This is a genomic window from Phenylobacterium hankyongense, assembly GCF_003254505.1.
Classification (GTDB): domain Bacteria; phylum Pseudomonadota; class Alphaproteobacteria; order Caulobacterales; family Caulobacteraceae; genus Phenylobacterium; species Phenylobacterium hankyongense.
Genome location: NZ_QFYP01000001.1, coordinates 2,612,439 through 2,636,877, shown reverse-complemented (window position 1 = coordinate 2,636,877; position 24,439 = coordinate 2,612,439). Strand labels below are relative to the sequence as shown.

Sequence of the window (24,439 nt, the reverse complement as noted above, 5' to 3'; positions counted from 1 at the left end):
AACCCAAGGCGCTCGCCTCAACAGCTGAAGACCGGCTTTGGGATGGATGGCCCGCATGAAGCGGGCCATGACGAGCTCGCCTAGAGGTTCTCCCGCAGCCAGGCGGCGGCCTTGGCGACCGGGTTTGCGCGCGGGTCCAGCGGCTCGCGGCGCAGCTTGGCGGAGGCCAGCGCCTTGGCGGAGACCGCCTCGCGGGGCCCGAAGGCGGCGCGGTGCAGGATGCCGGCCGCGGCGGTGAAGGCCGGGCCCGAGGCGGCGTCGGCCAGGTGCGGCACGCGACGCGGGCGGCCCAGGCGAACCGGCCGGTCGAACACCCGCACGGCCACTTCGCGCACGCCTGCCAGCTGGCTCGCGCCGCCGGTCAGCACCAGGCCCGCGCCCGGCTCCACCGGCGCGCCCGAGGCCTTCAGCCGGTCGCGCAACAGCTCCAGCGTCTCCTCGACGCGCGGCGCGATGATACCCTTGAGCAGGCTGCGGGGCGCGATCACCGGACCGGCGCCCGGATCGTCGCCGCGCGGCGGCGCCTCGATCATCTCGCGGTCCTCGTTGGCCGAGGCGATGGCCGAGCCGTGCAGGGTCTTGATGCGCTCGGCGCCGGCCACCGAGGTGGAGAGCCCACGCGCGATGTCCTGCGTCACATGCGACCCGCCGACCGGAATGGTCTCCACGTGGACCAGCGAGCCGGCGGTGAACACCGCCGCCGAGGTCGAGCCGCCGCCCATGTCGATGCAGACGGCGCCGAGGTCCATCTCGTCCTCCTCCAGCGCGGCGAGCGCGGAGACGAAGGGGGCGGCGACCACGCCGTCGAACTGCAGGTGGGCGCGCTCGACGCAGGCGCCCAGCGTCTGGAACACGGCCTCGGACACCGAGACCACCAGCAACTCCACGCCCAGGGTCCGGCCGAACATGGCGCGCGGGTCGCGCACCCCGGTCTGGCCGTCGACCGACCAGGCGATCGGCAGGATGTGGGCGGCCCGCCGGCCCGGCAGCTTGATCTGCGAGAGCGCGTGGTGGATGGCGCGCACCAGGTCGTTGTCGGCGATCGGCCGCGCGCCGATGGAGACCCGGCCGGCCACGCGGTTGGAGGTCAGCTGGCCGCCGGCGGTGGCGACGGTGACGCCCTGGACGTTGACGCCGGCGACGTTCTCCGCCCGCTCCACGGCCTGGGCGATGGCTTCGGAGGCCTCGTCGAGGTTGACGATGGCGCCGCCGCGGACACCGCGCGATTGCACGTAGCCGACGCCGGCGGTGGTCAGGGTGCGGTCGCCCTTGCGGACGCCCTCCGGCTTCATGATGAAGCAGGTCACCTTCGAGGCGCCCAGGTCCACGGCCGCCACCACGGGCGGGCGCGACAGCGCCGCCTTCAGCCCGTCCCGTCCGTCCTTCTTTTCCGCTTCGCGGATCGCAGTCTTCAGCATGTTCTTTGCTTTCTCAGGCGCCGGCGGCCACCAGCTGGCCGGGAGGGCCGCTCTGGCGGGGCCGCACGGCCACCACATCGGGATTGCGCAGGTCGATGCGCTCAAAACCTAGCTCCAGGATGCGCGAGCGCTGGTCGAGCTGCTCAAGCTGCATCAGGGCTTCTTCCTCGCCGACCGCGGGCAGCTGGATCAGCGAGCCGTCCTTCATCCGCAGGTCCCAGCGGCGGTCGTCGACGCGGACGATGGCGTCCATCCGCTCCATCAGCCGCGGCCGTTGCGCCAGGATCGGCAGGATGGCCGGCGCGGCCACCGCCCCGCCCTCGCCCACGATCAGCGGCAGCGTCGGGAAGCGGCCGGGATCGGCCTCGGGGATCACCTGGCCGTGCTCGTCGATCACCACGCTGTGGCCGGCGTGCTGCCAGACGGCGAGCTGCCGGCGCTCCACCACCGCCACCACCAGGGTGTCGGGCAACAGGCGCACGACGCGGGCCTCCTTGACCCAGCCCACCTGCTCCACGCGCTTGCGCAGCGCCTCCAGGTCGAGGCCGAGCAGCGGCTGGTCCTTGTAGACGGCGGCGGCGCGGACGATGTCGGCCGTGGCCATGGGCGAGGCCCCCTCCACGTGCACGGCCCGCAGCCGGAATCCGGCCTGGCCGAACCGGCCGTCGATGCTGGAGCCCGCGGCCTGCACGAGGCGCTCGCCGCGGTGGCCGGTTCCGAGGCCGACGATCAGCGCCAGCACCAGCACGCCGGCGGCGACGATCAGGGCGTTCTTGGGCGAAAGGCCGGGGCCGTGCGGCGCCGGCGGACGGCCGCCCGCAGGCGCGCCGGGCCGGGGCGGCGCAGCGCGTTGACGTGTCGGACTAGGGGGCGCCTTGCCCCGAGGGCTCGCCGGAACTCGCGGTCCCCCCCGCAACGCCGCGGGCATAAGCGTCCTCCGTGATCCACTGCACCAGACGGTCGAAATCCACGCCCTGCTTGGCCGCCTGCTCGGGGATGAGCGAGGTGGGCGTCATGCCGGGTTGGGTGTTGACCTCTAGAAGGACCAGAATGTCGTTAATGTCGTCATAACGGAGGTCGGATCGGGTAACGCCGCGGCAACCCAGCGCCGCGTGCGCCAGTTCGCTCATTCGCAGCGCGTTTTCAAACACATGCGGCGGCAGATCGGCCGGCACGACGTGCGTCGAACCGCCCTCGCCGTACTTCGCTTCGTAATCGTAGAAACCTGTGCGCGGGATGATCTCGGTGACCGTCATCCCCTTGCCGTCCATCACCCCGCAGGCGAGCTCCTTGCCGCGGATGTAAGGCTCGATCATCACCTCCTCGCCGAAGGTCCAGGCGGGGGCGACGATGTCCTGCGGCGGGCTGTTGGCGCCCTCGAACACCAGGAAGACCCCGACCGACGACCCCTCCGCGTTCGGCTTCACCACATAGGGCGGCGCCATGACGTGGTCGCGGGCCGCCTCGAAGCGGTTGAACAGGCCGCCGCCCGGCACCGTCACCCCGGCCGCGGCGAGCACCGCCTTGGACTTGGCCTTGTCCATCGCCAGCGCCGAGGCCAGCACGCCGGAGTGGGTGTAGCGCAGGTTCAGCGTCTCCAGCACGCCCTGCACGCAGCCGTCCTCGCCCCACTCGCCGTGCAGGGCGTTGAAGCAGACGTCGGGCTGCAGCTGGCTGAGCACCTGGGCGAGGTCGCGGCCCGCGTCGACGCGGGAGACCCGGGCGCCCAGGCGTTCCAGGGCGTCGGCGCATTCGCGGCCGGAGACCAGGCTCACCTCGCGTTCGGAAGAGAGCCCGCCCAGCAGGACGGCCACGTGGTGGCCGGAAAGCGGCTTGGTCACTTCGCCTCCTTGGCGAGGGCGCGGAAATCAATGTCGCTGTTGGCGACGGTGTAGAGGAAGCTCGTCCAGACCGCGACGTTCTGGGCCAGCTCCTCCGGCTTGATCTTGTCCAGGGTGTCGTCGGCCGAGTGGTGCAGGTCGAAGTAGCGGCTGGCGTCCTGGTTGAAGTCCACGAACGGCGCCCCGGCCTTGATCAGGTCCTCGACGTCGGAGCCGCCGAACCGCGGGGCGCCGGCGACGATCACCTTCAGGGGCGCGAGCGAGGCGCGGAACGCCCGCATGGCCGGATGGTCGGCGCTGCCCTTGGGCAGGCTCAGGCTCCAGATCGGCCCGGCGCCCAGGTCGCTCTCGCCGACCACCACCATCTTGCCGACCTCGTCCTTGTGGGCCGCGGCGTAGGCCTCGCCGGAACCGGTCTGTTCCTCCGAGCCCCACATGACCACGCGGATCGTCCGCCGCGGGCGCTGCGGCAGGCTGGCGGCGAGCCGGGCCGAGGCGGTGGCGATGGCGACGCCGGCCGCGTCGTCGATGGCGCCGGTGCCGGGATCCCAGGAATCCAGGTGCCCGCCGAGCACGATCACCTCGTCCGGCCGCTCGGACCCGCGGATCTCGCCGACCACGTTCCAGGCCTCCGCCTTCGGGTTGAAGGTCGAGGCCATCTGCAGCTTCACGGTCACCGGCCGGCCGCGCGCCACCATGTGCTCCAGCAGCTCGGCGTCGACGGTGGAAAGCGCCGCGGCGGGGATGCCGCCGGGCTGGGCGGCGCCGGCGTGCGGCAGCCGCGTGTCGTCGGTGGAGAGCGAGCGGATCAGGTAGCCGACCGCGCCGCGCTTGGCGGCCTCCACCGGCCCCTGGGTGCGCATGGCGTTGATCGCGCCGTAGCCGGCGCCGTCCTGCGCCCGCATCATCTTCTGGGTGACGACCGCGATCCTGCCCTTCAGCGCGCCCGCCGGCTGGTCGAGCATCTCCTGGTAGGAACGGAACAGGACGATCTCGGCGGTCAGCCCGCCCTTCGGGGTCGGGGCGGAGCGGCCGAGGCCCAGGATGTGCAGCTTCTGCGGCCAAGGTCCGACCACCTCGGCGGACTCCTCGCCCCGCGCCCAGGCCGCCGTCGTGAACGGCTCCACGTGGACGTTCTCGAAGCCCAGCGCGGTGAGCGTCGCCACCCCCCAGTCGCGGGCCCTGGTCATGGCCGGCGAGCCGATCGGCCGCGGGCCGACCTCCGTGGTCAGGCTCTCGACGACGTTCCAGGCGGTGGGATCGGCCAACGCCTTGTCGCGGAGCGCCGCGGCGTTGGCGGTGAGCGACTGGGCTGCAGCGGGGACGGCGGGAAGCAGCAGGGCCGTGGCGGCCAGCAGGGTCAGGATGCGCATCCTACGCCGGTGCGCCGCCGGGGGATTCTAGTCAAGCCGGCTACTGCCACCGCGCTGTCAGCAGGGCGACGCTAAGACGCAGGGTCAGGAGACCCGCCATGCCCGCCACCGCGCTCGACCATCTGCCGCGCCCGCCCTGCGCCGAGTTGCTCGGCTGGCGGCTGCTCGACGCCCGGCCCGCCGACGGCTGGGTCCGCATCGGCTTCGAGGGCCGGCCGGAATTCCTGAACCCCGCGGGCTACATCCAGGGCGGGCTGCTGGCGGCCATGCTCGACGACACCATGGGCCCCGCGGTCTTCATCCACACCGAGGGCGCGCTCTACACCGCCTCCATCGACTTCAACGTCAGCTTCATGGCCCCAGCCAGCCCCGGCCCCTTGTTCGGCGAGGGCCAGGTCGTGCGGCTCGGCAAGAGCATCGGCTTCGTGGAGGCCCGGCTGCTGGACCCCGCCGGCGACCTGATCGCCCGCGCCACCTCCAGCGTGCGGCTGATCCCGGCCGCCAAAGCACTGGGCGGGCCCAGCTAGCGCGGCTTGCCGACCCGCTTGATCTCCCAGTCGAGGTCGACGCCGAACTTGGCCTTCACGTCCGCGCGGACCGCCTCGCCCAGGCCCTCAAGGTCGGCCGCGGTCGCCTCCCCGGTGTTGATCAGGAAGTTGGCGTGCAGCGGCGAGAACATCGCCCCGCCGTACGGCCTGCCGCGCCAGCCGGCCTCATCCACCAGCTTCCACGACGAGTGGCCGGGCGGGTTCTTGAACGTCGAGCCGCCGGTCTTCTCGCGGATCGGCTGGGTGGTCTCGCGCCGCGCGGTGATCTCGGCCATCCGCGCCTCGATGGCGGCGGGATCGTCGGGCCGGCCCTGGAACAGGGCGCCGGTGAAGATCAGCGGCTCGGCCGCCGCCCGCGCCGACTTGCGGTAGCTGTACTCCAGCTCGGCGTTGGACAGCGTCAGCCGCGCCCCGGCTCGCGTCACCGCATAGGCCTCCACCAGGACGTCCTTGGTCTCCGACCCGTAGCAGCCGGCGTTCATCACCAGCGCCCCACCGATCGACCCCGGCACGCCGCGATAGAACTCCAGCCCGGCGATCCCCGCCTTGCCGGCCTCCCGCGCCAGCGTGGCGTCGAGCACCGCCGCGCCGGAGAAGATCCGCGCCTCGCCGCGCGGCTCGACCGTGGCGAAGGCCTTGCCCAGGCGGATCACCACGCCCTCGACGCCGCCGTCCCGCACCAGGGTGTTGGAGCCGACGCCGAGCACCGTCACCGGGACGGCCGCATCGACCCCCTGGAGGAAGGCGGCCAGGTCGTCCTCGTCCTGCGGCAGGAAGATCACCTCGGCGGGGCCGCCGACCCGGAACCAGGTGAAGGGGCCCAGCGGCTCGTCCTGCAGGATCCGGCCGCGGACCGCCGGCAGTCGATCGCGCCAGCTCATTCCGCCGCCTGCTCCAGGGCCTGCAGCTCGCCCGGCAGGGCGTAGGACCAGGTGGTGATGTCGCCGGCCCCCAGCATCACCACGACGTCGCCGGCGCGCGTCTCCTCGGCGACCAGGCCGGCCAGCGCCTGCGGGCCGTCCAGCGGCAGCACCCGACGGTGGCCGTGGCGGCGCAGGCCCTCCGCCAGGGTGTCGCGGTTGACGCCCTCCAGCGGCGCCTCGCCGGCGGCGTAGACGTCGGCCACGATCACCACGTCGGCGTCGTTGAAGCACTGGCAGAACTCGTCGAACAGGTCGTGCAGGCGCGAATAGCGGTGCGGCTGGACGACCGCGATCACCCGGCCCTCGCTCACCGCGCGGGCGGCCGTCAGCACCGCGGCGATCTCCACCGGGTGGTGGCCGTAGTCGTCGATCACGCGCACGCCATTGGCGACGCCCGTGGTCGTGAAGCGCCGCCGCACGCCTCCGAACGCGGCCAGGCCCTTGCGGATGTCATCGGCCGTCACGCCCAGCTCGCGGGCCACGGCGATGGCGGCGAGCGCGTTCATGACGTTGTGGTGGCCGGCCATCGGCAGGCGCAGGTCCTCGTAGCGCAGCGGCTCGGCGTCGTGCGGCCGGATCGCCACGTCGAAGCAGGCGCCCTCCGGGCCCATGGTGATCTTCTCGGCCCGCACCTCGGCCTGCGGGTTGACGCCATAGGTCACCACCCGCCGGTTCTCGACCCGCGCCGCCATCGCCTGGACCTCCGGATGGTCGGTGCAGACCGCGGCGAAGCCGTAGAAGGGGATGTTCTCCACGAAGTCGCGGAACGCCTTCTTCACCGCGTCGAAGTCGCCGTAGTGGTCCAGGTGCTCCGGGTCGATGTTGGTGACGATGGCCACCGTCGACTTGAGCTTCAGGAAGGTGCCGTCGCTCTCGTCGGCCTCGACGACGATCCAGTCGCCGGCCCCGACCTTGGCGTTGGTGCCGTAGGCGTTGATGATGCCGCCGTTGACCACGGTCGGATCCAGGCCCCCGGCGTCCAGCAGCGTCGCCACCATCGAGGTGGTGGTGGTCTTGCCGTGGGTGCCGCCCACCGCCACCGAGAACTGCAGCCGCATCAGCTCGGCCAGCATCTCGGCGCGACGGACCAGCGGCAGCCGCCGTTCGCGGCCGGCCGCCATCTCCGGATTGTCGGCCTTCACGGCGGTCGAGTAGACGACCGCCGAGGCGCCATCCACGTGCGCGGCGTCGTGGCCGATGAAGATCTTCGCGCCCAGCTTCTCCAGCCGCTCGATGTTGGCGCTGGCCTTGGCGTCGGAGCCCTGCACCGCATAGCCGATGCGCAGCATGATCTCGGCGATGGCGCTCATGCCGATGCCGCCGATGCCGATGAAATGCACGGGGCCGATGTCGAAGGGCACGGGGCGTCGGGTCATGGCTTGGGAATAGGCGGAAAGCCGGCGCAGAAAAAGGGCCCCGTCTGCGACAAGGCGGGCGTCAGCCGGTCGCAGTCCTGCCGATCGGCCTGACGGGCGTCGACGCGGCGCGCGCGATGCTCTGAATCAGCCGCGAGACCAGGATGGGCTTGGAGACGAAGTCGTTGAACCCCAGCGCCAGGTATTCCGCCCTGGTGCGCGACAGGACGTCGGCGGTGAGCGCGATCACCGGGACCAGCCGCTCCGGACCCACCGAGGCGCGCAGCCGGCGGACCACCTCGATCCCGGACATGGCCGGCATGTGGATGTCCATCAGCACCACGTCGAAGGCCTCGCGACCCAGGTGGTCGAGGGCCTCGCGGCCGCTCAGCGCCTGGCGGCTGGTGTGGCCGAAAGCCGTGAGGATCTCCCGCACGACCCGCAGGTTCATCGGATCATCGTCCGTATGCAGGATCGTGAGACTCGATCCGGCAAACGGTCGCCAGCCCTGGTCACTCATGACGCGAAACCATCCCGAACACCCTATCGGAAAGGTTGCGCCGTAAAGGATAATATCAGGCTGAAAAGTATGGCTAATCCGGCGTTAACGCCTGGCTCTCAGCCGATCAGGCCCGTGCGGTCCGCTCGACCACGTCGGCGAGGCGCTCGGCGGCGTCGGGGATGGCGACCGACCGCGCCGCGGCGGCCATGCGGGCGAGCCTGGCCGGATTGCTCAGCAGCTTCTCCAGCGCGCCCGACAGGCTGTCGACGGTGAGCTGGTGCTCGCGGGCGATCTCCGCGCCGCCGGCGTCGGCCAGCAGCTTGGCGTTCTGGCCCTGGTCGTCGTCGATGGCGATGGCCAGCGGCACCAGGATCGACGGCTTCCCGGCCACGGCGAACTCGCAGACCGTGCCGGCCCCGGCCCGGCCGATCACCAGGTGGGCGGCGGCCAGCCGGCCGGCGATGTCGCGGAAGAACGGCGCGATCTCGGCGTCCACCAGCGCGTCGCGGTAGACGCGGCGGGCGTTGTTCATCGACTCCGCGCGGGTCTGCTGCTGCACGATGAGGCGCTGGCGCAGGCCCTCGGGCAGGGTGCGGATCGCCTCCGGCACCAGTTCGGAGAGCAGGCGCGCGCCCTGGCTGCCGCCGGTGACCAGCAGGCGGATCGGCCCGTCCGGCTCCGGGGGCGTGTACGGCAGGTCGGCCAGCGCCCGGATCGGCGGGCGCACCGGGTTGCCGACCACGATCGCCCGGCCGGCGACCTTCGGCGGCGCCTTCTGCAGGGTCGGGAAGGCGCAGGCGACGGTCTGCACGTGGCTGGCCAGCATGCGGTTGGCGCGGCCCATCACCGCGTTCTGCTCGTGGATCACCGTCGGACGCCGGTCGAGGATCGCGCCCACCAGCGCCGGGGCGGACGGATAGCCGCCGAAGCCCACCACCACGTTGGGCCCGATCTGGCGATAGGCGGCCCGCGCCTGGCTCGCGCCGCGGAACACCGCCAGGCCCGCCCGCAGCATGCCGATGGGATCGCCGGGCTTGTAGGTGGCCGCGGAGAGGCCGATCCGGTGCTCGGCGGGGAAGTCCTGGGCCAGGCCGGCCACCCGCTCATCCGAGGCGAGCACGATGCGCCAGCCGCGCGCGATCAGGGCTTCGGCCAGGGCCTGGGCGGGGAACAGGTGCCCACCAGTGCCTCCGGCGGCGACGACGGCGACTTTACGCATGCGTCAGGCCTCTAGGCGAACGCGCCGGCCTTGGCGAGGCCTTCCGTCGGCGTATAGGCGCCCGGCCGGCGGCGGGTGAGCGCCAGCGCCATGCCCAGCGTCAGGCCCATCGCCAGCATCGAGGAGCCGCCGTAGGAGATGAACGGCAGGGTCATGCCCTTGGTCGGGATCATGTTGAGGTTCACCGCCACGTTGATGAAGGCCTGCTGGCCGACCAGGACGAACAGCCCGGCCGCGGCGACCTGCTCGAAGGGGTCCGACAGCTTCATGGCCCGATAGAGTCCGCGGATCACCACGAAGGCGAACAGCGAGATCAGCAGCAGGGAGAAGATCAGCCCGTACTCCTCCGCCGCCACCGAATAGATGAAGTCGGTGTGCAGGTCGGGGACGTGGCGCTTCATCACCCCCTCGCCCGGTCCGCGGCCGAACAGCTTGCCGGCGGCGATGGCCTCGGCGGCGCGGTCCACCTGGTGGGTGTCGGCGTTGTCGGGGCTGATGAACCGGTCCACCCGGCTGGCCACGTGCGGGAACAGGAAATAGGTCGAGGACAGGCCGGCGATCGCCACCCCGCCCAGCAACATCACCCAGGACAGCGGCACCCCCGCCATCCAGAAGGCGGCCCCGAAGGCGATGGTGATCAGCACCGTCTGGCCGATGTCCGGCTGGATCAGCAACAGGCCGATGGAGACGAAATAGAGGGCGAAGGCGATGGAGACGCCGGGCACCCCCTGCCCCTTCTGGCCCTCGGAGAACATCCAGGCGACCAGGATGATCAGCGCCGGCTTCATGAACTCCGACGGCTGCAGGGTGAAGCCGCCGACCTCCAGCCAGCGGGTGGCGCCCTTGGCGTTGTGCCCGAAGAACGGCAGGGCGATCATGATCCCGATCGCCACCAGCCAGATGAAGAAGGCGGCCCGCTTGATGCCGCGGACCTCCAGCATCGAGACGCTCAGCAGGATCACCGCCGCGCCGGCGCCGAACACGCACTGGCGCACGGCGAAGTGGAACGGGTCGCCGATGTTCATCCGCGCGGCGGCGGCCGGGCTGGAGGCGAACGACAGCGCCACCCCGATCGCCATCAGCAGGGCGACGACGCCCAGCATCCAGCGGTCCACCGTCCACCACCAGACGCCGAGCGCCGAGCGGTCCGAACGGGCGAAGGCGTGCGCCTGGTTCGCCGTGGTCATGCCACGCCTTTGACGGCCGGCGTCATCAGCCCCTGCACGGCGGCGCGGAACGCCTCGCCGCGGTCCTCGAAATCGGCGAACTGGTCGAAGGACGCGCAGGCCGGCGACAGCAGGATGATCGCCTCCTGGCCCGAAGCCTGGGCGTCGGCGAACGCCTGGGCGACGGCGGCGTCCATGGTCCCGCACTCGGCGGCCGGCGCCCGGCCCTTCAGGGTCTGGGCGAAGGCCGGCGCCGCCTCGCCGATCAGGTAGGCCTTCTCGACCCGCGGGAAGAGGTCGGCCAGGGCGTCGATGCCGCCGGTCTTCGGCTGGCCGCCGACGATCCAGTGGAACTTCGGATAGCTCGACATCGCCTGGCGGGCGGCGTCGGCGTTGGTGGCCTTGCTGTCGTTGACGAAGCGGACGCGGCCGATCTGGGCCACCGTCTCCATCCGGTGCGCCAGGCCCGGGAAGCTCATCAGGTGCTCGGCGGCCTCTTCCGGCGGAATGCCGAGGCCAATGGCGGTGGCGTAGGCGGCGGCCGCGTTCTGCCAGTTGTGCCGGCCCGGCAGCGAGCGGGCGCGCTTCAGGTCGGCGATCTCCACGGCCCGTTCGCCGGTGGCGTCGTACAGCAGGCCGTCGAGGGCGTAGACGCCGCGGCCCATGGCCTTGGACGCCGAGATCGGCACGATGGTCCGGCGGTTGGCGGCGGTGATCTCCGTGCAGATCCGCTGGCCCCAGGGATCGTCGACGCCGATCACCGCGGTGTCGCCCTTGCCCTGGTTGGCGAGGATCCGGCGCTTGGCGGCCACATAGCCTTCCATCCCCCCGTGCCGGTCCAGGTGGTCGGGCGAGACGTTGAGCAGGATCGCCACGTCGGGCTTCAGGCTGGAGGTCAGGTCGAGCTGGTAGGAACTCAGCTCCAGCACGTAGACCGCCCCGCCGTGCATGTCTTCGAGGCCCAGGACGCCGACCCCGATGTTGCCGCCGATTCGGGTGTCGCGGCCGGCCTGGGCGCAGATGTGGCCGATCAGGGCGGTGGTGGTCGATTTGCCGTTGGTGCCGGTGACGGCGACGATCTTCGGCCGCTTGTGCTCGGGGGCGGCGTTCACGGTGCGGGCGAACAGCTCGATGTCGCCGAGGATCTCCACCCCGGCCTCGCGCGCCCGCTCCACGGTCCAGTGCGGCGCGGGGTGGGTCAGCGGAACGCCGGGCGACAGCATCAGGGCGGCGAAGTCGGTCCACTCGGCCTTGGAGAGGTCGGTCAGGGTGAAGCCCGCAGCCTGGGCCGCGGCCCGCGACGCCGGCTTCTCGTCCCACAGCGCCACCTGGGCGCCGCCGGCCATCAGCGCACGCGCCGCCGCCAGCCCCGTGCGGGCCAGGCCGAAGACGGCGACCGTCCTGCCTTCAAAGCCGCGGACCGGGATCATGGCGTGCGCTTGCCCTCCCCTACCGCAGCTTGAGGGTGGCGAGGCCCAGCAGGGCGAGCATCATCGCGACGATCCAGAAGCGGATCACCACGGTGGATTCCGACCAGCCGAGCTTCTCGAAATGGTGGTGGATCGGGGCCATCAGGAACACCCGCCGACCGGTCATCTTGAACCAGCCGACCTGGATCATCACCGACAGGGTCTCGGCGACGAACAGCCCGCCGATGATGCCCAGCACGATCTCGTGCCGCGTGGCGACGGCCACCGCGCCGACGCCGCCACCCAAGGCCAGCGAGCCGGTGTCGCCCATGAAGATCTTGGCCGGGGGGGCGTTGTACCAGAGGAAGCCGAGCCCGGCGCCGATCATCGCCCCGCAGAACACCGCGATCTCGCCGACGCCGGGGACGAAGTGCAGCTGCAGGTAGTTGGCGAACACGTAGTTGCCGACCAGGTAGGCGATCAGGCCGAACGCCGCCGAGGCGATCATCACCGGCACAGTGGCCAGGCCGTCCAGCCCGTCGGTGAAGTTCACCGCATTGGCCGCGCCGACGATGATGAAGGCGCCGAACAGCAGGTAGAAGAGGTGCAGGTTGACCAGCGCCTGCTTGAACACCGGGAAGGCCACCGAGGTCAGCAGGTCCGGCGCCTCCGGCGGCTTGGCCGCGAAGACGATGATCATGCCGACGGCGCACATGGCGATCGCCGCTTCCAGCAGCAGCCGCACGCGCCCGGAGACCCCCTCGGTCGATTGCTTGGTGACCTTGGCGTAGTCGTCGAGGAAGCCCAGCACGCCGTAGCCGGCGGTCACCAGCACCACCGCCCAGACGTAGACGTTGGACAGGTCCGCCCACAACAGGGTGCCGATCAGCAGGCCGGCGAGGATCATCACCCCGCCCATGGTCGGCGTGCCGGCCTTCTCGATGACGTGGCGCTCGATGCCTTCCTTGCGGATCGGCTGGCCCTTGCCCTGCTTGGCCTGCATCCAGCGGATGAAGCGCGAGCCCATCAGCACGACGACCAGCTGCGAGGTGAACAGCGCCATGCCCGCGCGGAAGGTGATGTAGCGCACGATGTTGAGGACCGGGACGTGTCCGCCGGCCGCCAGCTGCTCGTAGAGCCAGTAGAACATCAGCCCGTCTCCCGGCCCACGGAATCGAGCGCGGCGAGCGCGGCGGCTACGGCGCTGGCCTTCGATCCGTTGGAGCCCTTCACCATCACCAGGTCGCCGGGCTCTGCGGCCCGGACCACCTGCGGCGCAAGTTCCGCCGCACTCTCGGCGTACCCGCCGCGCCGAGTCGGAGGAAGGGCGTCCCAGAGGGATTTCATCAGCGGCCCGGCGCAGAAGACCAGGTCGATCCCGGCGCTCTCCAGCGGTTCCGCGAGGGCGGCGTGGAAGTCGCGGGCCCGGTCGCCGAGTTCCAGCATGTCGGTCAGCGCGACGATCCGCCGCCCGGCGCTCGCGCGCGCGCCAAGCGTGGCGATCGCCGAGGCCATGGAGATCGGGTTGGCGTTGTAGCTCTCGTCGATGAGGGTGAAGGCCCCGCCGGCCAGCCGCACCTGCTTCTCCGCGCCGCGGCCCTGCAGCGGCTCGAACGAGCCCAGCGCCGCCAGGCTGTCGTTCAGGTCGACGTCGAGGGCCTCCAGCATCAGCAGCACGGCCATGCTGTTCAGCCCCCAGTGGACGCCGGTCTGCAGGATCGGGAAGTCCATCGCCTTGCCGTGCAGGCGCGCCTGGATCACGGCGTGGCCGGCGGCGGCCTGGAAGTCGATCAGCCGCGCGTCGCAGCCCTCGGCGGTCCCGAAGGTGCGCACCGTCGCGCCCGCTTTCTCCGCCTCGGCCTTCAGCAGGTCGAACCAGGCGTTGTCGGCGTTGAGCACGGCGATCCCGCCGGGCTCGAGGCCGGCGAAGATCTCCGCCTTGGCCCGCGCCACGCCCGCCTCGCCGTCGGCGAAGTTCTCGGTATGCACCGGGCCGACCGTGGTGACCGCCACCGCGTGCGGCCGCACCATGCGGACCAGCGGCCGGATCTCGTCGGCGTGGTTCATGCCGATCTCGAACACCGCCCGCTCGGTGTCGCGAGGCATCCTGGCCAGCGTCAGCGGCACGCCGATGTGGTTGTTGTAGGACTTCACCGACGAGTGCGCCCGGCCGGCCAGCCGCAGCCCGGCCATCACCGCCTGGGTGACGCTGGTCTTGCCGACCGAGCCGGTGATCGCGCCGCGGCGGGCCTGCGGCGCGCGCTCGCGGGCGGCTCCGCCCAGCTGCTCCAGCGCCTTCAGGGTGTCGCCGACCATCACCGCCGAGCCGAACACGGTGCGCGAGGCCAACGCCCCAGCAGCGCCCTGGACCATCGCCTGTTCGACGAACTCGTGGCCGTCGCGGACGCCGCCCAGCGCCACGAACAGGTCGCCGGGCTCGATCGAGCGGGTGTCGATGGAGACGCCGGTGGCTTCGAACGGTTGGCCGGCCAGCTTGCCGCCGGTCGCCGCCGCGATCTCCGCCGAGGTCCAGAGCGGCTCAGCCATGGGCCTGCTCCAGCGCCCGGGCGGTCTCGGTGACGTCGTCGAAGGGATGCACCACGTCGCCGACGATCTGGCCCTGCTCGTGGCCCTTGCCGGCCACCACCAGCAGGTCGCCGTCGGCCAGCATCGCCACGGCGGCGCGGATCGCCTCGCGGCGGTCGCCGATCTCGCTGGCGCCCTTGGCCCCGGCCATCACCTCGGCGCGGATCGCGGCCGGCGTCTCGCTGCGGGGATTGTCGTCGGTGACGATGGCGACGTCGGCCAGCTCCGCGGCGATCCGGCCCATCAGCGGCCGCTTGCCGCGGTCGCGGTCGCCGCCGGCCCCGAACACCACGATCAGCCGGCCGCGCACGTGCGGCCGCAGCGCCTTGAGCACCGTCTCCAGCCCGTCCGGCGTATGGGCGTAGTCCACATAGGCTTCGCCGCCGCGCGCGCCGGTCCCGACCCGCTGCAGCCGGCCGGGCGCGCCCTCCAGCGCCTCCAGTCCGGCCAGCACCGCGTCGAGGCTGAGCCCCGCCGCCAGGCACAGGCCCGCCGCCACCAGGGCGTTGGAGGCCTGGAAGCCGCCGGCCAGCGGCAGCCGCACGTCGTAGCTGCGGCCGTCGGCCTCAATGGTCAGCCGTTGGCCCTCCGGCGTCAGCACCCGCGCCGCGAGCCGCAGGCCCTGCCCCGCCTCGCCGACGCTCATCACCGTGTGGCCGGCCTCCACCGCCGCCGCCGCGAAGGCGGGATAGGCCTCGGAGTCGGCGTTCAACACCGCCGTGCCGCCGCGCGGCAGCAGGGTCTCGAACAGCCGCAGCTTGGCGGCGCGGTACGCGCCCATGGTGCCGTGATAGTCCAGGTGGTCCTGGGTCAGGTTGAGGAACCCGGCCGCGACCAGCTTCACGCCGTCGAGCCTGCGCTGGTCGACCCCGTGCGAGGAGGCCTCCATGGCGAAATGGGTCACGCCGCGCTGCGCCACCTTGGCGAGCAGCTCGGCGACGTCGGCGGCGTCCGGCGTGGTCAGGCCCGGCGGCGTCACCTGCTCGTCGGCGACGCCCGGCGCGGAGATCCGCACCCCGAGCGTGCCCATGCTGGCGGCCTTGCGGCCGGCCTGGGCGAAGATCTGGCGGCAGAAGCCGGCCACCGAGGTCTTGCCGTTGGTGCCCGTCACCGCCACGCAGACGTCAGGCTGCCGGCCCCAGAACGCGGCCGCCGCCAGGGCGTAGGCGCGCCGCGGGTCCGGCGTGGCGATGGTCGGGACGGCAAGGTCCATGTCGCGCGAGGCGATCACCGCCGCAGCCCCCGCCTCGGCCGCGCGGGCGGCGAACTCGGCGCCGTCCACCTTGGAGCCCGGCAGGGCGGCGAACAGGAAGCCCGGGCGCACCTTGCGGCTGTCGGCGGTGACCCCGACGATCTCCGGATCGACGCCCAGGTCGCGCTTCACCAGGGTGGAGAGGCGCGCGCTCAATGCTCTTCCCCCGTATCGGCCGCCGGATCGGCGGGGATCTCGGCGAACGGCATGGTGTCGACCCGGCGCCGGACGTTCAGGAACGGCGCGATGCGCTCGATCACATGGCCGGCGGCGGGGGCGGCGACGATGCCGCCGGTGGGGTCGGCGCCGGTCTTGTCCGGGTGCGGCTCGTCCATGAGGATCAGCACGAAGTAGCGCGGCGCGCTCACCGGCCCGTCGGTCGGGAACACCGCAGCGAACGACGACACCTGCTTGGTGTGGCTGTAGCCCCGGGCCACGGGATCGTACTTGTCGCCGGTCCCGGTCTTGCCGCCGACGTTGAGGCCCGGAACGTTGGCCGTCTTGCCCGAGCCCCCGGTGACGTTGGCGCGCATGATCTGCAGCAGGGTCTCCGTGGTGCGCTCCGAGACGATGCGCGGACCGTCCACCGTCGCGCCGGGCGGCAGCTTGCGGATCGTCAGCGGCAGCAGCTTGCCGCCATTCAAGAGGCCCGTGTAGGCGCGTGCAAGCGTCAGCGGGCTGACGTTCATGCCGTGGCCGAACGAGGTCGAGGCCACCGCGTCCTCGTCCCACACCTTCGGCGTCAGCGGCCGCGCGCTCTCCACCAGCTCGACCTTGGCCGGCTCGGTCAGGCCGAACGCCTTGAAGTAGTGGCTGAGCCGCTCGACGCCGATCGACTCCGCCAGCCGGGCGGTGCCGATGTTGGAGGAGTGCTGGAACACCTCCACCAGGGTCAGGATCTTGTGGGTCGCGTGGTAGTCGTGGATCGTCCGGTAGCCGAGCTGGAACGGCTGGCGGGCGTCGAAGGTCGAGGTCGGCGTCGCCACCCCGGCGTCCAGGCCGGCCGCCACCGTGAAGCCCTTGAAGGTCGAGCCCATCTCGTAGAGGGCGCCGGCGGCGCGATTCAGGCGCGCGTCGAGGCTGGCCTTGCCCGGCTGGTTGGGATCGAAGGTCGGATAGTTGGCCATGCCCAGGATCTCGCCGGTGTGGACGTTGACCACCACGCCGACCGCGCCCCGGGGATTGAACTGCGCCACGGCCTTGTAGAGCTCGTCCTCCAGCGCCGCCTGCACCCGCAGGTCGATGGACAGCGGCACCGCGCCGTGTCCGGCGGCGCCGCTGCGGATGTCGGTGTTCAGCGCCGCTTCGGCGCCGGCCAGCCCCTCGCCGCCGGAGTCGGCGAAGCCGATCAGGTGCGCGGCGGTGTAGCCCAGCGGGTAGACCCGCCGCTGCTCCGGCTCGAAGCTGACGCCCGGCAGGCCGAGGTCGTTCACCCGCCCCCGGGCCTCGGGTGTCAGCCCGCCGACCAGGAAGGTGCGGCGGCCCGAGCGCAGCGCCCGCTCCAGCCGGTCCGGGGTGACGTCCGGCAGCGCCGCCGCCAGCGCCCGGCGGGTCTCCCCGGCGTCCCAGATCTCGCGCGGATCGATGTAGAGGCCGTAGTGCAGCAGGTCGGCGGCCAGCATCTGGCCGTTGCGGTCGACGATGTCGGCCCGCGCCGCGCCGGCCGGCGTCGCATAGCCGTCGCCCTTGCCGGCGTCGGAGAACAGCGCCGCGTGCGTCGCTCCCACCGCCAGGGTGATGAAGCCCGCGGCGAACAGCGCCAGCACGAAGAAGATGCGGATGCGGGTGTCGTCCTCGGCCCGGCCGGACGCCCGCGCGCGCTCGAAGGCGTGCTCCAGCCGCCAGACACGACCGGCCAGCCAGCGGGAGACCGGCGAGGCGCCGAAGGTGTCGAGGCTCAGGCTCATCGCACGGGCTCTGCGACAGGCGGCGCGGCCGGCGTCGGGGCGGCGGGCGCAGCGGTCGGGTCGATCTGCGCCGCCGCGACGGCCGCCGCCGCATGGGCCGCGGGCGCGGCCTGGCGGGCCAGTTCCGGCAGGGCGTCAGGGCTCGCCTCGCGCTTGAGGGACACCGGCGCCAAGCCCAGGTAGGTCTCCGACAGGTGTTCGATCCGCGCCGGCTGCTCCAGGTGCGAGACCTCAGCCTGCAGCAGGCGGATGCGCGCCTTCTCGGCGCCGATCTGGCTCTCCACCCGGGCGATCTCCGACCGCTCGCGCCCGGCGATGGTCTTTGCCAGGTAGACGCCCAGGATCAGCGCGACCAGGAAGCCCAGCGCCATCAGGTCGACGAGGCGGAAACCGCGGACCCTCCGTGACAGCAGGCTCATGCCGCTTCCCTCCAGACGGGCGCGGCGGTGCGAACCGCAGCCCGAAGCTTCGCCGAACGGGCGCGGGGGTTGGCCGCCACCTCCGCGTCCGACGGGCCCTGGGCGCCGTTGAACAGCAGCTGAAAGCTCGGCGCCGCGAGGGCCTCGACCGGCGGCGCATGGCGCGATCCCGCCGGCGTTCTACCCGCTCGCTCCGAGAGGAAGGTCTTCACGATTCTGTCTTCCAGCGAATGGAACGTGACGACGCAGAGCCGCCCTCCGGTCTTCAACGTGCGCTCGGCGGCTGCGAGGCCGGCCTCGAGCTCGGAAAGTTCCTCGTTCACGGCGATCCGCAGCGCCTGGAAGGAGCGCGTGGCCGGATGCACCTTGGCGCCGCGACGGCCGCCCAGCGCCTTCTCGATGAACTCGGCGAGCTCCAGGGTGCGGCTGAACGGCTGCTCGGCGCGGCGCCGCGCGATGGCGCCGGCCACCCGGCGGCTCTGCCGCTCCTCGCCGTAGACGTAGAGGATGCGGGCCAGCTCGGCCGGCTCGGCGGTGTTGACCAGGTCGGCGGCGGTCGGGCCGTCGGCGCCCATGCGCATGTCCAGCGGCCCGTCGCGCATGAAGGAGAAGCCGCGGTCGGGCTCGTCCAGCTGCATCGAGGAGACCCCGAGGTCGAGCGCCACGCCGTCCGTCGTCCCCGCGCCGAGGAGCTCATCCATCTCGGAGAACCGGCTTTCCACCAGCCGGAAGCGGTCGGCGGGCAGGCCGTCGGCGAACCGCCGCGCCGAGGGGTCGCGGTCGAAGGCCACCACGCTGGCGCCGGCGTCCAGGAAGGCGCGCGCATAGCCGCCGGCCCCGAAAGTGCCATCGACCACTGTCTTGCCGGGCCCGGGCTGGAGATGCTCGACCACTTCGTTGATCAGCACCGGCACATGGGGGGCGGCGCTCATCCGCTGGTCCCCAGGCGGGCGGCGCGCTGTTGGGCGCGCAGCTGGGCGAGGCCTTCGCGGGCCAGGTCGCGCTGGGCGGCGCGGTGGGTCTGGAAGGCTTCGCGGTTCCAGATCTGGAACCGGTCGCCGAGGCCGACGACCACCACCCAGTCGGTGAGGCCGAAGGTCTCGCACAGCGCTTCCGGCAGGGTGATGCGGCCGGCGGTGTCGAACGACAGCTTCGCCATGCCGCCCAGCACCGAGGTCTCCAGGGCCGATCGCAGCGGGTCGCCGAACTCCAGCTCCTCGATCACGCCGGTGTAGCGGTCGAACAGCGCCTTGCCGCCGCCTTCGACGCAGTCGGCCTCGATGGAGGGAAAGCAGAAGACGCCGTCGAACGGGCCGGAGACCAGGGCGCGGAATTCCTGCGGCACGACGATGCGCCGTTTGGCGTCCAGCTGTTTCTCGAACGTCGAGAGAAACATCTCGCCCCAGCCCCAAATCGCGGCCGATCCGGCCGCCCCGAAACCCGCTTCACGAACGCCCGCCCCCGGGCGCTCCGATTCATCAGCGAGTGATCATTGGGTTAACATGGGACGAAATGGGAGACAATGACTCTGGCTGACTATTTGACGCCAAAACAAAGATGTCGCGGATGCTTATGGTTAACGCAGCTAGACTGTCCACAGAACATACACGGAACAGGTTAAGTATGGTGGATGGACGCCCGAGCTTCGGGCCGATGTCGGGGCGGGAATGAACGGACCAGACGGCCTGTAAGCCGGGTTCTGTGCCGCCCGGATCCGAAGACCCGGACGCGGCGGCCATTCCTCTGGACCGTCCCTCGCGGGACGGTTCTCGCGACCTACCCGGACGCCCTCAGGCCGGCGACGGCCCTACCCTTCTTGCGAAGGGCGCGGGGTCCCTATTCGGTCTTGCTCCTGGCGGGGCTTGCCATGCCGCCGATGTTGCCACCGACGCGGTGCGCTCTTACCGCACCCTTTCACCCTTACCTCCCCGGAGGGAGGTGGTTTGCTTTCTGTGGCGCTATCCCTGGGGTCGCCCCCGGCGGGCGTTACCCGCCGCCATGTCGTCGTGGAGCCCGGACTTTCCTCGAGCCTCTTGCGAGGCCCGCGACCGCCCGGCCGTCTGGTCCGCGCGGAAGGTGATCGGTCGGGGCCGCCGGGTCAAGGACATCGGCCCGATTGTCCAAGCTCTGCAAAGAAAACCCGCCGCGACGGGAACAAGCGGGGCCCTTGAAGTGTCTAGCCTCGGCAGCACACAGCTTCACCAGGGGGGCGCATGGCCTTTGTCGTCTTCGCCGGCCAGTCGAACATGGGCGGCCTCTATATGGACGTCTCCACCCTGCCGGCGGCGTGGAGCCCCAGTCCGCTCACCCAGATCTGGGACAGCCAGAGCAAGTCCTGGGTGGAGATGCAGCCGGGGGTCAACACCGGCTACGCCGGCCAGCCGAACACCTGGGGCCCCGAGGTCCAGTTCGCCATCGACTTCCGCGCCGCCTTCCCCAACGAGGTGCTGCACATCGTCAAGGAGGTCGACGGCGGCACGCCCCTGAACCAGGACACCGTCGCCTGGCACTACGACTGGTCGCCCAACAGTCAGGACGAGCTGTTCGCCCGCACCGCCAGCCTGATTTCCGACGCCAGCGCTTCGCTGGGCGGGGCGCATCCAACCGCCGTGTTCTGGGGCCAGGGCGAGGAGGACGGCAACACCGCCGCCGCCGCCCAGGCCTACGGCGACAACCTGTCAGCCTTCTTCACCGCGGTCCGCGCCCAGTGGATGGCCGACCCGACCGGCAAGATCGGCTACTTCCAGATCGACACCACCACGCCGCACGCTGCCGACGTCCGCGCCGGCGAGGTCCGCGTCGACCAGGCCGACCCCAACGCCGCCAGCTTCGACACCGCCGGCTACCCCCTGCAGGGCGACAACCTGCACTACGCGGCAGGCGGCTACACCGCGGCCGGCGACAACTTCTTCCAGCTCTACGACGCCTGGCGCCAGGCGGGAGCCCTGCCCCCGGACACCCCGCCGGGCTCGTCCTCCGGCCAGACCCTGACCTCGCACCAGTACGCCGACACCCTTTCCGGCGGCGCGGGCGCCGACACCCTCAACGCCGGCCAGGGCCCGGACCTGCTGACCGGCGGCGCGGGCGCAGACAGCTTCGTCTTCGCCCAACTGCCCTGGAACGCCGGCCACGTCAGCGACTTCGCCGTGGGCGCCGATCGCCTCGACCTCTCCGCGTTGCTGGCGGCCAGCGGCTACCAGGGGTCCGACCCGGTGGCGGACGGCTATGTCAGCTTCGTCGCCGACGGCAACGGCGGAACCGAGGTGCTCTACGACACCGACGGCCGGGCCTCGGGCGCCACCGTCCAGTACCGGATCACCGACCTCGATCACGTCGCCCCCGGCGGGCTCACCTGGGCGCAGCTGTCCACCGCCCCCTCCCCGCCTGCGGGCGGCGGCGGGACCGGCGGCCCGCCGGGGCAGGTGCTGACGTCGCACCAGTACGCCGACACCCTTTCCGGCGGCGCGGGCGCCGACACCCTCAACGCCGGCCAGGGCCCGGACCTGCTGACCGGCGGCGCGGGCGGCGACAGCTTCGTCTTCGCCCAGCTGCCCTGGAACGCCGGCCATGTCAGCGACTTCGCCGTGGGCGTCGACCACCTCGACCTCTCGGCCCTGCTGGCGGCCAGCGGCTACCAGGGGTCCGATCCGGTGGCCGACGGCTATGTCAGCTTCGTCGCCGACGGCAACGGTGGAACCGAGGTGCTCTACGACACCGACGGCCGGGCGTCGGGCGCCACCGTCCAGTACCGGATCACCGACCTCGATCACGTCGCCCCGAACGGGCTCACCTGGGCGCAGCTTTCGAGCGGCGCGGCCCCCTCCCCGCCCGCAGAAGGCGGAGGCGGGACCGGCGGGACCGGCGGCCAATCCGGACAGGTGCTCACCTCGGCGAGCTATGGCGACCACCTCGCCGGCGGCGCCGGCGCCGACACCCTGAACGCCGGACAGGGCCCGGACAGCCTGACCGGCGGCGCGGGCGCTGATCGGTTCGTCTTCGCCCAGCTGCCCTGGAACGCCGGCCACGTCACCGACTTCACGCCGGGCACGGACACGCTGGACCTGCGCGCCCTGTTCCAGGCGGCCGGCTACCAGGGCTCCGATCCGCTGGCCGACCATCGTCTGGAGTTCCGGGCAGACGGATCGGGCTCGACCCAGGTCTACTTCGATGCGGACGGCAACGGCGCGAACTCGCAATGGCCGACCTTGATCACCACCCTGGACGGGGTCGCTCCGTCGCAGATCGGGGCCGGCGACTGGCTGTTCCGCTAGGACGGCGGGGCCCGCCAACTTTGTGGGCGCGGCCGTGGAACAAGCGGGGCCCCTAGCGTGTATAGCCTCAGCATTCACGGTATGGTGGAGTTACAATGGCCTTCGTCGTCTTTGCCGGCCAGTCGAACATGGGCGGCCTCTATATGGACGCCTCCACCCTGCCGGCGGCGTGGGCCGCCAGTCCGCTCACCCAGATCTGGGACAGCCAGAGCAAGTCCTGGGTGGAGATGCAGCCGGGGGCCAACACCGGTTATTCCGGCCAGCCGTACACCTGGGGACCCGAGGTCCAGTTCGCCATCGATTTCCGCGCCGCCTTCCCCAACGAGGTGCTGCACATCGTCAAGGAGGTCGACGGCGGCACGCCGCTGAACCAGGACCCCGCCGCCTGGCACTACGACTGGTCGCCCAACAGTCAGGACGAGCTGTTCGCCCGCACCGCCAGCCTGATCTCCGACGCCAGCGCTTCGCTGGGCGGGGCGCATCCGACCGCTGTGTTCTGGGGCCAGGGCGAGGAGGACGCCAACACCGCCCAGGCGGCGCAGGCCTACGGCGACAACCTCACCGCCTTCTTCTCGGCCGTGCGCGCCCAGTGGATGGCCGACCCGACCGGCAAGATCGGCTACTTCCAGATTGGCGCGACGCCGGCCCACGCCGCCGAAGTCCGCGCCGCCGAGGTCCGCGTCGATCAGGCCGACCCCAACGCCGCCAGCTTCGACACCGCCGGCTATCCCCTGCAGGGCGACAACCTGCACTACGCGGCGGGCGGCTACACCGCGGCCGGCGACAACTTCTTCCAGCTCTACAACGCCTGGCGCGCGGCCGATCCGGGCGTTGCGGGCGGCGGCGCCAGCGGCGGCGCCCACGGCGGCGGACAGACGCTGATCGCCGGCCAGGGCGGCGACACGCTGAACGGCGGCTCGGGCGACGACACCATGGGCGGCGGCGCAGCGGGCCCGAACTACCTGTGGGGCCAGGACGGCAATGACTCGATCTACGGCGGCGCCGCGTTCGACAACATCAACGGCAACAAGGGCGACGACACCATCGACGGCGGCTCCGGCGGTGACGACTGGCTGGTGGGCGGCCAGGGTAACGACCTGATCACCGCCCATGCGAGCGGCAACATCCTCTACGGCAACATCGGAAACGACACGCTGAACGGCGGGTCAGGCGCCGAGATCATCCGCGGCGGCCAGGGCGACGACGTCATCTCCGGAGGGGCCGGCAACGACTGGCTGTCCGGCGACCGCGGGAACGACACCATAACCGGCGGCGCCGGCGCGGACATCTTCCACAGCTTCGCCGGCGCGGGCCTCGACCGCGTAACCGACTTCAACCAGGCGGAAGGCGACCGGGTGCAACTCGACGCCGGGTTCGCCTACACCGTCAGCCAGGTCGGCGCCGACACCGTGGTCGACATGGGCAATGGCGACCAGCTGGTGCTGGTGGGCGTGCAGTTGTCCGCGCTGCCGCAGGGCTGGCTCTTCCAGGCCTGAAGCACGCCGGCCGGATGCATCAGCCGCCGAGCCTGAGCAGTGCGATCAGCCGCGCGCGGGTCTCGCCGTCGGCGACGCCGTCGACCTTCCCGGGGCGCCAGTGGCGCTGGAAGGCGCGGACCACGGCGGTGGTGTGGGCGTCGAACTTGCCGGACGGCGCGTTATCGTAGCCCAGCCGGGTGAAGCCGGCCTGCAGGGCGAAGACCCCCGCCCCCTCCTCGCCTTCCGCCAGCGGCGATCCGGGCGCGACGGGGACCTCGGCCCACAGGCCGTGGCCGGCCTCGGCCAGCCGCTTCCAGGGGAACAGCTCGCCGGGATCGTCCTTGCGCTCGGGCGCCACGTCCGAGTGGCCGACGATCTTGCCGTCGTCGATGGTCCAGCGGGCGCGGATGTCGCCCACCAGCTCGACGAGCGCGGCGATCTGCGCCGCGGGGAACGGGCGGTAGCCGAACTCGTGGCCGGGATTGACGAGCTCGATGCCGATGGAGGCGCCGTTGACGTCGCGCTCGCCCTTCCACGAGGACACGCCGGCGTGCCAGGCGCGCCGTTCCTCCGGCACCAGGCGGACGATGCGGCCGTCCTCCTCCACCAGGTAGTGGGACGAGACCTTGGCCTGCGGCTCGCGCAGTCGCGCCAGGGCTTCCTCGCCGGTCGGCATGCCGGTGTAGTGCAGCACCAGCATGTCCGGCGGGACCTTGCGGGCGTCGAAGTTGGGCGATGGGGCGTCGATGAACTCCATGGCGCAGATGTACTT

Annotated in this window: 21 protein-coding genes and 1 other RNA gene; 3 read left to right on the top strand and 19 right to left on the bottom strand. The window is 71.8% G+C overall.

The features are described from left to right. Positions 1-80: 80 nt before the first annotated feature. The 4 genes from ftsA to DJ021_RS12680 form a co-directional block, all read right to left on the bottom strand. Positions 81-1,418, bottom strand: a complete 1,338-nt coding sequence (gene ftsA / locus DJ021_RS12695; RefSeq protein ID WP_111457895.1) for a cell division protein FtsA — start codon at positions 1,416-1,418, stop codon at positions 81-83. A gap of 13 nt (positions 1,419-1,431) precedes the next feature. Continuing rightward, the gene (locus DJ021_RS12690) at positions 1,432-2,166 is read right to left on the bottom strand and encodes a cell division protein FtsQ/DivIB (protein WP_341538138.1); all 735 of its coding nucleotides are present in this window, start codon (positions 2,164-2,166) and stop codon (positions 1,432-1,434) included. Between the two features lie 115 nt (positions 2,167-2,281). Then, positions 2,282-3,259, bottom strand: coding sequence for a D-alanine--D-alanine ligase (locus tag DJ021_RS12685; protein WP_111457893.1), 978 nt, complete (start codon positions 3,257-3,259; stop codon positions 2,282-2,284). Beyond that, positions 3,256-4,632 (bottom strand): M20/M25/M40 family metallo-hydrolase, encoded by a 1,377-nt coding sequence (locus tag DJ021_RS12680; protein WP_111457892.1) that lies wholly within the window; start codon positions 4,630-4,632, stop codon positions 3,256-3,258. Before DJ021_RS12680 ends, DJ021_RS12685 begins: the two co-directional genes overlap by 4 nt. A 98-nt stretch (positions 4,633-4,730) precedes the next feature. On the opposite strand from DJ021_RS12680, the gene DJ021_RS12675 reads away from it, so the two are divergent. Continuing rightward, the gene (locus tag DJ021_RS12675) at positions 4,731-5,159 is read left to right on the top strand and encodes a PaaI family thioesterase (RefSeq protein ID WP_111457891.1); all 429 of its coding nucleotides are present in this window, start codon (positions 4,731-4,733) and stop codon (positions 5,157-5,159) included. Here DJ021_RS12675 and murB read toward each other — a convergent pair. The 14 genes from murB to rnpB all read right to left on the bottom strand — a co-directional run bounded on the left by murB (position 5,156) and on the right by rnpB (position 19,982). After that, positions 5,156-6,061 carry a UDP-N-acetylmuramate dehydrogenase gene (murB, locus tag DJ021_RS12670; RefSeq protein WP_111457890.1) on the bottom strand — a complete coding sequence of 302 codons (906 nt, stop codon included), beginning with the start codon at positions 6,059-6,061 and terminating at the stop codon, positions 5,156-5,158. The genes DJ021_RS12675 and murB overlap by 4 nt on opposite strands. Continuing rightward, complete coding sequence (gene murC / locus DJ021_RS12665) at positions 6,058-7,479, bottom strand: UDP-N-acetylmuramate--L-alanine ligase (protein WP_111457889.1); 1,422 nt, start codon at positions 7,477-7,479, stop codon at positions 6,058-6,060. Before murC ends, murB begins: the two co-directional genes overlap by 4 nt. 61 nt (positions 7,480-7,540) lie before the next feature. After that, entirely contained in the window at positions 7,541-7,978 is a 438-nt protein-coding gene (locus DJ021_RS12660; RefSeq protein ID WP_111457888.1) for a response regulator, read from the bottom strand. 106 nt (positions 7,979-8,084) lie between these two features. Next, on the bottom strand, positions 8,085-9,179 hold the full coding sequence (gene murG / locus DJ021_RS12655) for an undecaprenyldiphospho-muramoylpentapeptide beta-N-acetylglucosaminyltransferase (protein WP_111457887.1): 1,095 nt from the start codon (positions 9,177-9,179) through the stop codon (positions 8,085-8,087). Between the two features lie 11 nt (positions 9,180-9,190). After that, entirely contained in the window at positions 9,191-10,366 is a 1,176-nt protein-coding gene (ftsW, locus tag DJ021_RS12650; RefSeq protein ID WP_111457886.1) for a putative lipid II flippase FtsW, read from the bottom strand. Next, entirely contained in the window at positions 10,363-11,775 is a 1,413-nt protein-coding gene (gene murD, locus DJ021_RS12645) for a UDP-N-acetylmuramoyl-L-alanine--D-glutamate ligase (RefSeq protein WP_111457885.1), read from the bottom strand. The genes ftsW and murD overlap by 4 nt, the downstream gene beginning before the upstream one ends. A gap of 19 nt (positions 11,776-11,794) precedes the next feature. Beyond that, entirely contained in the window at positions 11,795-12,904 is a 1,110-nt protein-coding gene (gene mraY / locus DJ021_RS12640) for a phospho-N-acetylmuramoyl-pentapeptide-transferase (RefSeq protein ID WP_111457884.1), read from the bottom strand. Further along, positions 12,904-14,301 (bottom strand): UDP-N-acetylmuramoyl-tripeptide--D-alanyl-D-alanine ligase, encoded by a 1,398-nt coding sequence (locus tag DJ021_RS12635; RefSeq protein WP_111457883.1) that lies wholly within the window; start codon positions 14,299-14,301, stop codon positions 12,904-12,906. The genes mraY and DJ021_RS12635 overlap by 1 nt, the downstream gene beginning before the upstream one ends. Next, positions 14,294-15,748, bottom strand: a complete 1,455-nt coding sequence (locus tag DJ021_RS12630; protein ID WP_111457882.1) for a UDP-N-acetylmuramoyl-L-alanyl-D-glutamate--2,6-diaminopimelate ligase — start codon at positions 15,746-15,748, stop codon at positions 14,294-14,296. The genes DJ021_RS12635 and DJ021_RS12630 overlap by 8 nt, the downstream gene beginning before the upstream one ends. Beyond that, the gene (locus DJ021_RS12625) at positions 15,745-17,499 is read right to left on the bottom strand and encodes a peptidoglycan D,D-transpeptidase FtsI family protein (RefSeq protein WP_111457881.1); all 1,755 of its coding nucleotides are present in this window, start codon (positions 17,497-17,499) and stop codon (positions 15,745-15,747) included. The genes DJ021_RS12630 and DJ021_RS12625 overlap by 4 nt, the downstream gene beginning before the upstream one ends. Next, positions 17,496-17,918 (bottom strand): cell division protein FtsL, encoded by a 423-nt coding sequence (gene ftsL / locus DJ021_RS12620; RefSeq protein ID WP_111457880.1) that lies wholly within the window; start codon positions 17,916-17,918, stop codon positions 17,496-17,498. The genes DJ021_RS12625 and ftsL overlap by 4 nt, the downstream gene beginning before the upstream one ends. Then, entirely contained in the window at positions 17,915-18,850 is a 936-nt protein-coding gene (gene rsmH / locus DJ021_RS12615) for a 16S rRNA (cytosine(1402)-N(4))-methyltransferase RsmH (protein ID WP_111457879.1), read from the bottom strand. Before rsmH ends, ftsL begins: the two co-directional genes overlap by 4 nt. Next, complete coding sequence (locus DJ021_RS12610; protein WP_111457878.1) at positions 18,847-19,314, bottom strand: division/cell wall cluster transcriptional repressor MraZ; 468 nt, start codon at positions 19,312-19,314, stop codon at positions 18,847-18,849. The genes rsmH and DJ021_RS12610 overlap by 4 nt, the downstream gene beginning before the upstream one ends. 276 nt (positions 19,315-19,590) lie before the next feature. Continuing rightward, an RNA gene (gene rnpB, locus DJ021_RS12605) (RNase P RNA component class A) lies at positions 19,591-19,982 on the bottom strand. Positions 19,983-20,131: 149 nt separating this feature from the next. Between rnpB and DJ021_RS19280 the strand changes: the two genes are divergently transcribed. Together DJ021_RS19280 and DJ021_RS12595 are read left to right on the top strand one after the other, a co-directional pair. After that, positions 20,132-22,189: a type I secretion C-terminal target domain-containing protein gene (locus DJ021_RS19280; protein ID WP_111457877.1), complete on the top strand. Its 2,058-nt coding sequence runs from the start codon at positions 20,132-20,134 to the stop codon at positions 22,187-22,189. A gap of 95 nt (positions 22,190-22,284) precedes the next feature. Further along, positions 22,285-23,685 carry a sialate O-acetylesterase gene (locus tag DJ021_RS12595; protein ID WP_111457876.1) on the top strand — a complete coding sequence of 467 codons (1,401 nt, stop codon included), beginning with the start codon at positions 22,285-22,287 and terminating at the stop codon, positions 23,683-23,685. 19 nt (positions 23,686-23,704) lie between these two features. Here DJ021_RS12595 and DJ021_RS12590 read toward each other — a convergent pair whose 3' ends face one another. Continuing rightward, positions 23,705-24,424, bottom strand: coding sequence for an N-acetylmuramoyl-L-alanine amidase (locus DJ021_RS12590; protein ID WP_111459093.1), 720 nt, complete (start codon positions 24,422-24,424; stop codon positions 23,705-23,707). Positions 24,425-24,439 lie beyond the last annotated feature (15 nt).